Origin of the sequence: Streptomyces sp. NPDC015139, assembly GCF_043079785.1 — a bacterium.
GTDB lineage: Bacteria > Actinomycetota > Actinomycetes > Streptomycetales > Streptomycetaceae > Streptomyces > Streptomyces albidocamelliae.
The window spans coordinates 16,995-30,169 of the sequence record NZ_JBIBUW010000025.1; the positions used below are offsets into that span (position 1 = coordinate 16,995).

Consider the following 13,175-nt stretch of genomic DNA (forward strand, 5'->3'; position numbering starts at 1 on the left):
CCCTCTACCGGCGGACTGCCGAGATCAGTCCGCCGGGTCCCTCCTCGCGCTGCGGCGGGGTGCTGAGCGGGCGGCCGTAGGCGGCAGCGCGTTCGTGCAGGGTGTGGCTCTCGGCCTCCCAGCCGTGCCCGGCCAGCCAACCCACCGGGTCGTCGGGCATCTCCGAGACCCACATGGACGCCGCTGATCCCGGCACGGCATCGGCGCCGAAGCGCTCCAGTACGCCACGCGAGCCCAACGTCAGCCCCATCCGACTGCCCGCCGCCGACCGCGCGCTGATCCGGGCCAGCAGCACCTCCACCGCGTCCTCGGGCAGATAGATCAGCAGTCCTTCGGCGATCCACACAGTCGGCAACGTCGGGTCGTGCCCCGCGGTGGCCAGCGCGCCGGGCCAGTCCTCACGCAGATCCACCGCGACGGTGATCCGCTCGCAGCGTGCGACGGCCCGCTCCTGGCGCAGCACGGAAGCCTTGAAGTCCAGTGGCGCGGCGGTGTCGACTTCGAACAGCCGGGTGCCCTCGGGCCAGTCCATCCGGAACGCCCGGCTGTCCATGCCGGCGCCGAGCAGCACGACTTGCCGGACCCCGGAGGCGGAGGCCTGCTGCAACAGCTCGTCCAGGAACTTCGTCCTGATCACGATGGAGAACGACACGGCCAGCCGGCGCCGTCGCGCGGCCTCGTCATCGGGTAGCGGCGGCGAGGAGGGCCACAGGCCGCCTGCGGTGGCGAAGGCCTGTGCGAGTGGGTCGCGGAACAGCGCGTTCTCCCGCTCGGTCTCCAGCGCCCGTACCCTGGCCACTCCCACCGCTGTGGCCCACACTCCCGACGGCTGCACCCGCTCCTGCTCATCAGTCACCGCGCCAGCCTAGACGGTCGTATCCAGGTGGCCTGATGAGTGGAGTCATCTTCATGCGCGGCCTGCCAGTCGTGCGCGCACCGACTGCCCACGACTACAAAAAGGGCACTATCAGGTGAAGATCAACAGTCACCCTGAGTAGCGCATCGTCGAGGTCCTTGTTTCTGCACCAACCTGAGGCACTTCCCAGGTGAAGAGGCGCGCCGGCTGCGAATGCCGCACTGCCATGCGCGCCATACGCTCGACATATGTCCGACTTCACGTCTGCCGGCGCTACAGCCGACGACCTTCCCGCACCGGCTGAAGGCCTGGTGCTCACGCACTTCATCACGGTCAGCGACGTCCCTCGCTCGCGGGCGTTCTACGCCGACGTACTCGGTGGAACGGTGGTGCTGGACGAGAACCCCTGCATCGTCAAGGTCGCCAACAGCTGGATCATCATGAACCCGGGCGGCGGGCCCACCGACGACAAGCCCGATGTCGTCCTGCGCACGCCTGATGACCTCAACACCGTCTCCAGCTTCCTGAACGTACGGGTGGCGGACATCGACCACTTCTACGCCACGGCGAGCGCCAAAGGGGCGGAGTTCCTCACCCCGCCCATCGACCGCCGTGCCGAGCTGCGCTGCTACATGCGTGATCCGGACGGTTACCTCATCGAGGTGGGTCAGGCCACGGGGCTGCTCAAAGGCATCTTGGCGCGTGTCGACAACGAAACCTGACGAAGGCGCCCCGTCAGGGGTACGTCTCTCATGCCGCGGGACCAGACAACACGCCTCGAACCGAGCGCCGTACCCGGCGGAGCCGGCTGCCGCTCAAGCAGCCGAGACGGGGAAATCGCACGACCGCGCTCTCGCGCGGCCTCCAGAGTCTTCTCGCGCGGCCCCTCGCCGCTCCTGCTGCGCCGGTCCGGGCGGGCGTAAGGGGTCTCACCGACTGCACGCCCGGGCGCCCACACCGGCGCCGGCATGTGGCACACCTGCGCCCTCCCGCACGAAGGCGCAGGCAGTCCCGGCTGCGGCGGCGACCTCACCCTGGCTGCCGTACGGGTCACCCGCCCGTCCCACTCCGCCCGATCCGGTGTGGACCTCCACGTCGCCTTCTGGGGCCACCACCCGCTACAGCACCGACCACCGCCGCTGATCCTCGCGCGGCCACCGATAGAGGACGCGCTGTCTTGCCCGGTGGCGGCCGTGCCACCGGCGCGACTGTCCCGCCCCGCCACCACCGCCGGACCCCTCTGCCCCAGGGCCGCGTATGCCGCCGTAGCGGAGCCGGCCGGAATGCGGTGGTGTCCGGGCCTGGCTTCGAAGCCGTGGATCGGGCAGTTGCCGCACACTGTCGCGTGTACGCGTCGAGGGCGCCCCACCGAGCCGATGCAACGCGTGTGCGCCTTCGGTGGGATGGGCCGGTGACATCGCCGCCCTGTAGGCCATTCGGAGCCCCGGTCACGCAAGAGTCGTGACCGGGGCGCCTCAGGAACGGCCTGCGCGGAAGGTGCCGACCGCCGCTAGTTCCGGTACCGGAACACGATCCGGCCACGCGTCAGGTCGTACGGCGGGAGTTCCACCAGCACCCGGTCTTCCAGCATGATCTTGATGTAGTGCTTGCGGATCTTCCCGCTGATGTGCGCGAGCACGTGGTGGCCGTTCTCGAGCTCCACGGTGAACATGGCGCTGCGCAGGCACTCGACGACCTTGCCCTCGACCTCGATGACGTTCTTGTGCTTCGTCATCGCACCAGCTCCAGGTTGCTGCTCATCGGCCGGGCGCCGATGCCGTCGAACAGCGCCGAGGCTGCTTGGTTGGACTCGTGGACTTCGGTCCAGGCGGCGGCGGTCCCGGAGCCGTACAGCGTTCCGAGCGCGTGGGCCAACAGCGCCCGCGCGATGCCGCGGCGCTGCTCGCCGGCCCGGACCGCGATCAACCCGATGCGGGGCCGTTTCACCGTGACCACCCGGATCAGCCCCAGGTAGCGGTGCGGCGTCGCCGCCACCGCGTACTTCGACGGGTGGACGATGGTGTCGCCTGCGGGGCGGGGAATCACCTCCGCGGGCATCGACTGCCATCCGACGGTCTCTTCGACTTCGTCACGGATCGCACGGTCCAACGCCCGCAGCAGACTCTCGTCCGCCTGACCGGCGGGCACGATCGTCACGCCCGCAGGCGGCAGGACTGCTTCGAGCCCTGTGACCCGCGGGTCGGTCGGCACGACGTACTCCCACTCGCGGCGCCGGATCGTGAAACCGGCGCGCCGCCAGCCGGCCGTCAGCTCGACGTCGGCTTCGTCGACCACCGTGTAGAGAGGCGCCGGCAGTTCCGCGACCATCGCCTCGGCGAGCCGGTCGAAGGCGGCGTCGTTCCAGGCGTCGATGCTGACGAACAGGCGTCCGTCGGGCCGGTGCTGGGCATGCCCGCGCCCGACCACCAGGTCGTCTTCCAGCGCATGCCATTGCCTGTCCGCGACGCGCGTGACGATCACCGCGTTGTCGCTCAGGCCAGAAGTGAAAGGTCTTGTGCTCATCGGAGTCTCCTCAGGAGTGCCTCGATCTCAGGCGCTCCTGGCGACACCGAATGTCAGCCGCCGGACCGTGACGGATTGAGGGAGCACCCATGGGTGATTGTGTTCACGGGGCTCACCTCCACACGACGACTTCACGGTCCACCACGAAGGTAGGGGAGCGGTGCCGTCTCGCTCAAACCATTTTCTGTGAGCAGGCCCTCGGTGCCGGTACCGACCGCGCCGCGACACCGGGTGGGGGACAGCGCTCGGGTCCCACCTCCGTGTCGGAGCGCTGTTCTGACGCGATCGCACCTCGACGAGACCACCACCCGCGGACTGCTCGCCGAGGCGGTGCGGCGAGGGGTCGGAACGGCGTTGGCCACCCGGGGTCTCGACGGGGCGATCGCCCACGACGGCCGGACCACGACCGCCACACCGGCGAGTGCCGAGGACCCCGATGCGATGCACGACACGATGGGCTGCGGGGACGCGTTCCTCGCCGGGTTCGTCGTGTCACTGCTGCGCGACGGATGGTCCCGGCGCACGGCACTGCCCGCCCGAGCCCTGGACCGCGCCCTGAGGCAGGGCGCTCAGGCGGCGTACCACCAGTGCTTCGTGGAGGCCGCCTTCGGCTGCGGCCGGCCGACACCGAGTGCCCACAGTCCGCGGCAGAGTGCGACGGTCTCGCCGTAGGGCGAGCTGATCCGGCGTCAGGGGCACAGGACTGCCGGTGACTTCGCCGGACGACACGAAGGCGGTCACAGGTCGCGCCTGATGTGCCGTCGGCCCGGCCACCCGCCACGCTCGGAGATCATTGGGACCGTGGAAGGGGCTGCTCCGTCCAGATGGACTTGCCGGTTCGGGTGTGCCGGGTGCCCCAGCGTTGGCACAGTGCGGAGATGAGCTGCAGGCCGCGCCCTCCCTCGTCCATGGCGGAGGCGTGGCGGATGTGCGGTGTGGTCAGGCTGGCGTCGGAGACCTCACAGGTCAGTGTGCGGCTGCGCAGCATGCGCAGCCGGATGGGGCCGTAGGCATGCCGGACGACGTTCCCGACCAGCTCACTGACCAGCAACTCGGTGGTCATGATCAGGTCCTCATCGGTCAGGCCCCACTCGGTGAGCTGTGAACGGACCAGCTCGCGGGCCTGACCTGCCGCCATCGGGTCCTCGGGCAACGGCCACTCGGACACATTCTCCGCGGCCAGCGGGTGGGTGGCGGCCAGCAGCAGGGCGGCGTCATCGCTCAGTGCGCCGTGGGCCGGGAGAAGGGCGGAGGCGAGGGCGGAGCAGAGGGCGTCCAGCTCCGACGCGTCCGCCGGCGAGGTCGCCCGGGCGTTCACGGACTGCGAGAGGAGCTCGGCGAGGTGGCGCATGCCGGTGGTGATGTCCCTGTCCTTGCTCTCGACGAGACCGTCGCTGTAGAGGGCGAGGAGGCTGTCGGCGGGCAGCAGGGTCTCCAGGGCTTCGAACGGGGGAGCGGCCACCCCCAACGGCGGGTCCGGAGTGACAGGCAGGAAGGTGACGGTGCCGTCGGGGTGAGCCACGGCCGGGGGCGGGTGACCGGCGCTGGCGTAGGACAGACGCCGGGTCACCGGGTCGTATATGCCGTACAGACAGGTGGCGAAAGCGTCGCTTCCCAGGCTGCCGACGATGTCGTTGAGGTGACTGAGGATTTCGTCGGGCGGTAGATCCAGTTCCGAGAGGGTGCGCACGGCCGTGCGGAGGCCGCCCATGATGGCGGCCTCGGCCATGCCGTGGCCCATTACGTCGCCGATCACGAGTGCCACCCTTGCCGCGGAAAGCGGGATCACGTCGTACCAGTCACCACCGACGTCGGCTCCCTGTTTCGCCGGCTGGTAGCGGGCCGCCGTCGTCACCTGAGGCAGCTCGGGCAGTGCCTTGGGCAGCAGGCTGCGCTGGAGGGTACGGGCTCGCGTCGTCGCCTCGTCGTAGAGCCCGGCCCGCTCCAGGGCCTGCGCTATCAGTCCGCTGAGAGCCGCCAGCAGTGTCTTCTCCTCTTCGCCCAGTGCCCGTGGCCGGCCGAAGGAGATCACTGCCGCACCGATCTCGCGCCCCGACACGGCCAGCGGGAGGAAGGCCCACGTCGCTTTGCCTCCCTCCCGGACCAGCTTCTCGGTTGCCGGGTAACTCTCCAGCATCTCCTCGGGCGAGGAGATGCAGAGGGGAGCGCGGGTGTGCAGGGCGTACCCCACCGGGTTCGCCGTGTCCCCCAGTTCCCAGGTGCCGTCCAGAAGTCGGAGGAAGCGTTCCGGATATCCACGGGAGCCGATGACGGTGAGCCGGTCGCCCGCCACGCCGAGCATGACCAGTCCCGTGGCCCCAAGGGGTGTCATCACGCCGTCGGCCACTGCCGCCATCACATCCTGGGCGGTGGCCGCCTCGGCCAGCTCCCGCGTGATCCGCTGGACCAGGGCCGCCCGTTCCGCGGCTGCCCGTTCCGCCTCGGCTCGCTCGACTTCGCGCAGATGCCGCTCGGTGGTGTCGGTGATGTAGAGCGTGAGTCCTTCCGGGACCGGTACCAGTCGCAGGTGGTACCAGGACCTCCCGTCCGGCCCCGGTACGTCGAATCCGGCCGGTTCGTCCTCGGCCGCTGTCGCCCGACACCGTTGCTCGAGCCCCGGCACGGCATGCAGTGCGGGAATGTCCCAGAGCAGAGATCCGGCCACGTCCCCCGCGGGACCGAACAGCTCCTCGGCCGCCTCGTTGAGGAACCCGATGCGCCAGTCCGTGTCCACGGAGACGAAGCCGTCGCTCATGTGTCGCAGCGCCCGTCCCACCGACTCGGCGGCGGTGTGCGTTTCGCTGCTGTCACGAAGGGTGCCGATCACCTTCACCGGTGCCCCGGCTTCGTCCGTGATCGTCCGGGCGCGAGCCTCGATCCACAGGTACGTGCCGTCCTGGCGCCGGATCCGGTACTCGTCCTGGAAGCCGCCGCGGAGCTGGATGCCCATGTCGAAGCCGGTGACCGCCCCCGGGAGGTCATCGGGGTGGATCAGCGCCGCCCATGCCTCGATGCCGCCGGCCATCACCTCCGGATCGATGCCGGTCAGCACCTTCTCCACGGGCCGGTCGGAGGTCAGCTCACCGGTACGCAGGTCCCATGTGTAGGTGACGGAGGGCGCCCCTTCCGCATCCCAGGGATCCACTTCCCCAGATCCGGGCCCGTTCTCCAGGGCCCGCAGCAGGGCGGGGGACGGGTTGAGGATCCCCGAAGCCCTGAGCCTCCCGGACACCCAGGCGGCCACCTCGTTCAGGAACGCGCACTCCGCCGCGCCGGGCTGGTCATCCGCTGAGAAGAGGACCGAGAGCGCGCCCCGTCGCTTGCCGCCGCCCGGAATGGGGACGGCCAGGTGCGCGATGCCGGCGGGGAGCCGGGAAGGCCACAGCGCGGCAGGGTCCCGGCCCGGCACCGGGTCGGGCGGGGCCAGGTGCGGTTGCCACGTGATGGCGTCGTGACGGGCGGCCCGGCTGGGCGGTGCCGTGCCCTGTGCGGGGATGATCAACCAGGGCCGGGTCATCGACTCCGGCAGGCCGCTGTCGGCGACCAGGTAGAGGATGCCGCTCATCCCGCCGCCCGGGAGATGGATCATTCCGCCCAAGCCGCGCACCTCGGCCACGGCCTGCTGGAGCGCCGTCAGCAGCACGTCGACGTCGCGCCGGTCCTCGTCCACGGCGTCGAGCAGCCGCATGCGCACGCTGTGGCGTTCGAGGGGCCCCATGGTCTGCCGGGTTCGCGGGCCTTGTGCCTGGTGCGGTGGACGGTGAGCGCGGGACTTGGGGGAGTCGATGCCGTTCGCATCGCTGCTTCTGGTATTCACCACGCCGACTGTCGCCTCCGCTCACCGCTCGGGTGCTGGCTGGGCTCTGTGTGATCGGTTGCGGACCGCAGTGATCTACATCCGCCGGACCCATCCTAATCTGGATGAATTCAGGCGATCTAATCCTGTCCATTGGCTTTTGGCAATAGGTCTACGTTATGTGGCGTTTGGTCGCTTTCCGTTACGGCGAGGGCCGTCTCGTCGGAAGCCGGAAACCTCGCGCGAGCAGCGCGTGGCGGCGCTCGGCGAGCGGTGCGATGCCGGGGCTGGGTCACTTTCATTGGCCGCGCAGTCCTGAACTGCAGCAAATGCCTAAACGCTCAGCGATTCCCCGCCGATATTTCTCGCGCAGGTAGCTGGTACACGCATCTTGTTTCTGGAGCCCGAAGTTTTTCAGGCGCTATCCGACCGGGTCTTTCGGTGGAGTTTGATTTCCGACAAACAGGCTATGGGCCCATTGGCAGGGTCATGGCACTCTAGCATCCGCTTGGTGAACGGTTGGCAAAGAGGCCTCTGGCCAGGTGGGATGCCCTTGCGAGCCATGATCGTTTTGTCCATGTTGGATGTGGAAGAATCCCGGCCGGTTCGTTGGTGTACATCAAGCTGAGTTGGCCACTTTCTGCGTGCTTTGAGGAGCGCTCGGGGCCCTGAGGCCGACTTGACGACCCTTATTCAGCTCGTATTTAGTCTGCCTTTACATGCTTCATGGGAACGCGTAGTCCGCGTTCCCGCAAAACAACTAGGGGTGGGTGTGCGTACGCGTACACGTCTGACAGGAACGCTGGCCACAGTCGCCGGCGTCCTTCTGGCAGCATCGGGGATCGTGACGCTGGGATCGCCACGCGCGGCAGCGGCCACGTGCACGGCGGGAGCGTCGAGCGATTTCAACGGCGACGGGGTGACCGACACGGCCATCGCCGATCCGGACGCCACGGTGAACGGAGTCAAGAACGCCGGACTCGTCCGGATCGTGCTCGGCGGCGGCAAGGGTGTCTCCGAGATCTCGCAGGCGACACCCGGCATGAACGCCACGCCGGAAACCGGCGATCACTTCGGCTTCTCGCGCACGTCGTACGACGTCGATGGGGACGGATGCACGGACCTCGTGGTCGGTACCCCCTTCGAGGACGTCGCGGAGTCCGGCAAGCAACTGGTCGACGCCGGTGCGGTCTACGTCATCCACGGCACGCCGACCGGTGTCGGCGCCGGGTCGAAGATCGAGGGGTACACCCAGACGCAACTCGACCCGACGACCTCCACGGAGGCCTACGACTGGTTCGGCTACTCGGTGCGGGCGGGCACGACCGCGACCGACAAGCCGTATCTGGTGGTCGGCGTGCCCGGCGAGGACGTGACGGAGGACGGCAAGACCTTCTGGGACGCCGGCTGCATCGAGTACATGCAGGGCACGACCGTCGTGCCGCTGAACGAGGACGACCCGGGCGTGCCCGGCACCGTCGAGTCGAACGACCGCTTCGGTTACTCCCTGGGCGGCACGAACCGCTTCTTCGCGGTCGGTTCGCCCGGCGAGGCGATCGGCGACCAGGAGTTCGCCGGCGGCGTCGCCATCTTCAGCCACACCCTGTCCGGCGGACTTCCCACTCCACTGGTGGGCATCGACCAGGACGGCGCCGGGATCGGCGGCGTACCCGAGTCGGGTGACGGCTTCGGCACGTCGATCTCCATGGCGAGCTACCGGCCGAGCAACCAGACGTACAACTCCGATGCCGTCCTCGCCATCGGCATCCCGGGCGAGGACATCGGTACCGCGGCCGACGCCGGCAGCGTCGAAGTGGTGCGCGTGCAGCCGTCCGGCGCGTTCAGCCAGGTGGCGACGTTCGACGCCGGCACCACGGACGTCGAAGGGGACCCGGTTCCCGGGGACTTCATGGGACAGCGCGTGACGATCAACAACACCGACACCACCGTCGTCACCACCACCGCCAACATCCGCCTCGCCGTGGGCGTCCCCGGCAAGGACACCGCAACCGTCAAGGACGCGGGAGCCATCCAGGTCTTCCGCCCGCTGGACACCGCGATCGGCACGAACGACAGGCTCCTCACCCGCGGTTCGGGACTGCCGGGCACCGCCACGGCACGCGACTACGTCGGCATGGCCCTGGCCTCCGGCACCACGAACCTCTACGTCGGCGTGCCCAACAGCAAGGCATCCGACTCCCCGAAGGGCGCGCTGTACGTCCTGCCCTGGTCGGACGCGGACGGCACGACCAGCACCGGCACGAAGACGTATCTGCCCGGTCAGGACGGGCTGCCCGATGCGGGCGAGGCGTTCGGAACGGTCGGATGAGCGACGGTCAGAAGACTTCGGCGAGAAGGAACCACCGCACCATGAAGCTCCGCAGAAGCGGCAGAGGCCGTAGCGCCGCAGCCGTCACCGTACTCGCCGCGCTGCTGGCGACCGGGCTCGGTGCCGCACCGGCCGAGGGCCGGCCCGTCGCGGCACCCGCCAAGGGCACCCACGCGCCCAAGGGCACTCCGGCGATGACCGCGTCCGCCGCACAGTCCGCCGCCGCGAAGACCGGCGACCGGGTGGAGATCCTCAGCCTGCGCGACGAGCGCAGCACCACCTACGCCAACCCCGACGGCACGTTCACCACCAGTCAGTACGTCCAGCCCGTGCGCACCCGCGTCGACGGCGAGTGGACGGACATCGACACCACCCTGGTCCGCCGTAAGAACGGCTCGTACACGCCGAAGGCCGCGCTGTCCGCGATGTCGTTCTCCGGTGGCGGCGACATGACGTTCGCCGAGATCCAGAAGGACGGCCGCTCGCTCTCCCTCGACTGGCCCGACAAGCTGCCCAAGCCGAAGGTCGTCGGTTCGACCGCCACCTATGTCGACGTCCTGCCCGACGTGGACCTCAAGGTCACCGCCAGCGCCGAGGGCTTCTCGCACGTGCTGGTCGTCAAGAACGCCAAAGCGGCCGGCAACCCCGAGCTGGACAGGCTCAGCCTCCCCGTCGACACGTCCTCGGTGGAGTTGAAGGAGACCGGTGACGGCGGACTGACCGCAACCGACGCCGGCGCCGGCGGCACCGTCTTCGAGGCACCGCAGCCGGTGATGTGGGACTCCAGCCACGCCCCCGTGGACGAACCCGCGACCGGCGACGAAAGCACCCAGACGCCTCCCGAGGGCGCCCAGGTCGCCGACGTCGACGTGGACGTCACGTCGGACACCATGACCCTCACCCCCGACAGCGGCCTGCTCACCGACAAGGACACGGTCTACCCGGTCTACATCGACCCCGTGGTCAAGACCGCCAACCGCAGCTCCTGGACCATGGTGTCCTCGCACTACTCCGGCACCTCCTTCTGGAAGTTCGACGACGACGAGGGCGTGGGCCTCTGCCCGTCCGACGTGTCGTACCGCTGCTCCAGCTCCTCCGACGTCAAGCGGCAGTTCTTCGCGATCCCGACCAGCACGTTCGAGGGCAAGGACATCGTCAGCGCCGAGTTCGCGGTGACCCAGGTGTTCACCTACAGCTCCAGCGCCCGCGAGGTGCAGCTGGCCCGGGTCAACAGCACGGGCGCGAGCGCGATCAGTTCGTCCACCACCTGGTCGAACCAGCCCTCGTCCAAGGAGACGATCGCCACCAAGTCGCCCACGGAGACGGCGGGCTCCTGCACGTCGACCAACCAGAACGTGCGATTCGGTGTGACCGGGGCCATCCAGAAGGCGGCTGACAACGGCTGGGGCACCACCACCTTCCGGCTCAAGGCGGGCAGTGAGTCCGACACCTCCTACTGGAAGCGGTTCTGCGGCAACGCGCACCTCGAGGTGACCTACAACCGGCCGCCGCTGGAGCCCGCTCAGAGCGACCTGAACATGGTCCCCGGCGACACGTGCGAGTACGGCCACGCCTCGGACCACTACGTCACCGAGGCGCCGACGCTGTACGCGGTCATCAAGGACTACGACCACAACGACACCGGCTCCAACAGCGAGAGCCTCCAGGCGCACTTCAAGATCTGGTGGACCAGCGGGTCCACCGAGGTCGTCCACTACGCGACCACAACGAAGAAGACGACCACCGGCACCGGCCAGACCGGACAGGCCACCTTCAAGTACACCGTCGGCGAGGACATCTCGGGAGACGATCAGCCGGGCTTCTCCATCCCGCAGAACACCACCATCGCCTGGCAGGTTCAGGGCTACGACCAGAAGGCCTACGGCGCCTGGTCCACCGACGGCGACCAGACCCGCTGCGAGTTCATCTACGACAACACCAAGCCCAAGTCGGCCACCATCGCCTCGACCCAGTACCCGGCGGACGACGCCTGGCACGCGGGCGTCGGTGACTACGGCTCCTTCACCATGGACTCGCCGTCCGCCGACGTGACGGCGTACTCGTACTACTTCACCGGCCCGCAGGCGAACAACACCAAGCAGAAGGCGTACCCCGCCACCACCGGCGGTCCGGCGACGGTGCGCTGGATGCCACCCAGCGAGGGCTCCTACATCCTGCACGTCACCGCCATCGACGGCGCCGGCAATCCGCAGAAGACCCCGACGTCCTACGTCTTCCTGGTCAGCGACGGCCGCGCACCGGTCGCCGGGTGGACCCTCGGCGACGCCAAGGGCGCGACGAGGGCGGCCGGCAGCAGCGGCGCACCCGATGCCACGGCCGGTTCCGGAGTGACCTTCGGCGAGGGCGGGCCGCTCGGCGCGACCGACACCGCGGCCTCCTTCGACGGCACCGCGAACGCCTACCTCGACGCCGGCAAGGCCGCCGTCGACACCGGCAAGACCTTCTCGGTGAGCGCCTGGGTGATGCTGCCCTCGCTGCCCACCGAGAACATGACCGTCGTCAGCCAGGACGGCACCGCACAGCCGGGCTTCGAACTCGGATACGACGTCGACACCGCGTCCTGGACGTTCCGCATCCCCATCAGCGACATGGAGTCGCTGGGCTCCTGGAAGGTGTCCGGCGCCGCGGCCGTCGCCGACAGCTGGACCCACCTCATCGGCGTGTACGACGCCGAACTCGGCAAGATGATGCTGTACGTCAACGGGCACCTCGTGGCCGACGACGTCCAGGCTCGCCACACCCTCTGGAACGCGACCGGCGGCGTGCAGATCGGACGCAAGCTCTCACCGGCCGGCTACATCAACCAGCTCAAGGGCAGCGTCGCCGACGTCAAGCTCCACGACCGCGTCATCCCGCCCACCGAGGGCCAGGAACTCGGCGGCATCCAGCCCCACCAGCTGGCCTACTGGCAGCTGGACCAGGCGGCTTCCGGTATCTCGCCGGAGGCGAACGGCGGCACCGGTCTCACCCTGGGCGGCGGCGCCTCGGTCTACGTACCGGACGACTCCTGCGACCCCGAGGCCGACCCGGACTGCACGGCCCCGGCAGCCCCCCTGTGGGGCGATGGAAACCTGGTTCTCAACGGCACGGACGCCTACGCCACCCGCGTCGGGTCCGCACCGCTCTCCGCGCAGGACAGCTTCACCCTGACGGCCCGCGCCCGACTCGCCTCGGCGAACCCGACCGCCGACGAGACGGTCCTGTCCCTGGCGGGCGTGAACGGCACTGCCATCAAGGTCAGGTACCAGGCGTCCAGCGACCGCTGGCAGCTGCTGGCGACCAGTGCCGACACCGCGTCGCCGGTGACCACCACCCTGCTCGACAACGCCGACCCGCCCGCCTCGGACGGCGACGGCGACCACCTCGCGCTGGTCTACAACGCGGTCTTCGGTGACGTGCTCCTGTACGTCAACGGCACCGCGGTGGCCGACGCGTCCTGGGACAACACCTGGGACTTCCACACGACGAGCCTCCAGGTCGGCCGCGCGCTGACCGGGAAGACGGCCGGTGAGTACTTCTCTGGCGCCGTCGACGAGGTGCGCATGTACCAGGGTCCGCTGGACGCCTCCCTGGTGACGACCGTCGCGGTCCTGCCCGGCGGCTCCAGCATCGACGAGACCTCCGCGTAACCGCCCCGAGGAACGGGCGGG

8 protein-coding genes are annotated in these 13,175 nt (G+C 69.2%); 4 read left to right on the top strand and 4 right to left on the bottom strand.

Features of this window, described 5'->3' with window-relative positions; translation table 11 throughout:
* Positions 1-4: 4 nt before the first annotated feature.
* Positions 5-856 carry a class I SAM-dependent methyltransferase gene (locus ACF08B_RS37640; protein ID WP_392321531.1) on the bottom strand — a complete coding sequence of 284 codons (852 nt, stop codon included), beginning with the start codon at positions 854-856 and terminating at the stop codon, positions 5-7.
* A gap of 248 nt (positions 857-1,104) precedes the next feature.
* Here ACF08B_RS37640 and ACF08B_RS37645 point away from each other — a divergent pair, with 248 nt between their 5' ends.
* On the top strand, positions 1,105-1,578 hold the full coding sequence (locus tag ACF08B_RS37645; protein WP_392321532.1) for a VOC family protein: 474 nt from the start codon (positions 1,105-1,107) through the stop codon (positions 1,576-1,578).
* Between the two features lie 788 nt (positions 1,579-2,366).
* Here the strand turns inward: ACF08B_RS37645 and infA are convergent.
* Positions 2,367-2,591 (bottom strand): translation initiation factor IF-1, encoded by a 225-nt coding sequence (gene infA, locus ACF08B_RS37650; RefSeq protein WP_392321533.1) that lies wholly within the window; start codon positions 2,589-2,591, stop codon positions 2,367-2,369.
* Positions 2,588-3,379 carry a GNAT family N-acetyltransferase gene (locus ACF08B_RS37655; RefSeq protein ID WP_392321534.1) on the bottom strand — a complete coding sequence of 264 codons (792 nt, stop codon included), beginning with the start codon at positions 3,377-3,379 and terminating at the stop codon, positions 2,588-2,590. The genes infA and ACF08B_RS37655 overlap by 4 nt, the downstream gene beginning before the upstream one ends.
* A gap of 231 nt (positions 3,380-3,610) precedes the next feature.
* On the opposite strand from ACF08B_RS37655, the gene ACF08B_RS37660 reads away from it, so the two are divergent.
* Positions 3,611-4,051: a PfkB family carbohydrate kinase gene (locus tag ACF08B_RS37660; protein ID WP_392321535.1), complete on the top strand. Its 441-nt coding sequence runs from the start codon at positions 3,611-3,613 to the stop codon at positions 4,049-4,051.
* A gap of 118 nt (positions 4,052-4,169) precedes the next feature.
* Here ACF08B_RS37660 and ACF08B_RS37665 read toward each other — a convergent pair whose 3' ends face one another.
* Positions 4,170-7,097, bottom strand: a complete 2,928-nt coding sequence (locus ACF08B_RS37665) for a SpoIIE family protein phosphatase (protein WP_392321536.1) — start codon at positions 7,095-7,097, stop codon at positions 4,170-4,172.
* 922 nt (positions 7,098-8,019) lie between these two features.
* Here ACF08B_RS37665 and ACF08B_RS37670 point away from each other — a divergent pair.
* Both ACF08B_RS37670 and ACF08B_RS37675 read left to right on the top strand, forming a co-directional pair.
* Positions 8,020-9,504, top strand: coding sequence for an integrin alpha (locus ACF08B_RS37670; RefSeq protein WP_392321537.1), 1,485 nt, complete (start codon positions 8,020-8,022; stop codon positions 9,502-9,504).
* A 41-nt stretch (positions 9,505-9,545) separates the two neighbouring features.
* Positions 9,546-13,154, top strand: a complete 3,609-nt coding sequence (locus ACF08B_RS37675; RefSeq protein ID WP_392321538.1) for a LamG-like jellyroll fold domain-containing protein — start codon at positions 9,546-9,548, stop codon at positions 13,152-13,154.
* Positions 13,155-13,175: the final 21 nt, after the last annotated feature.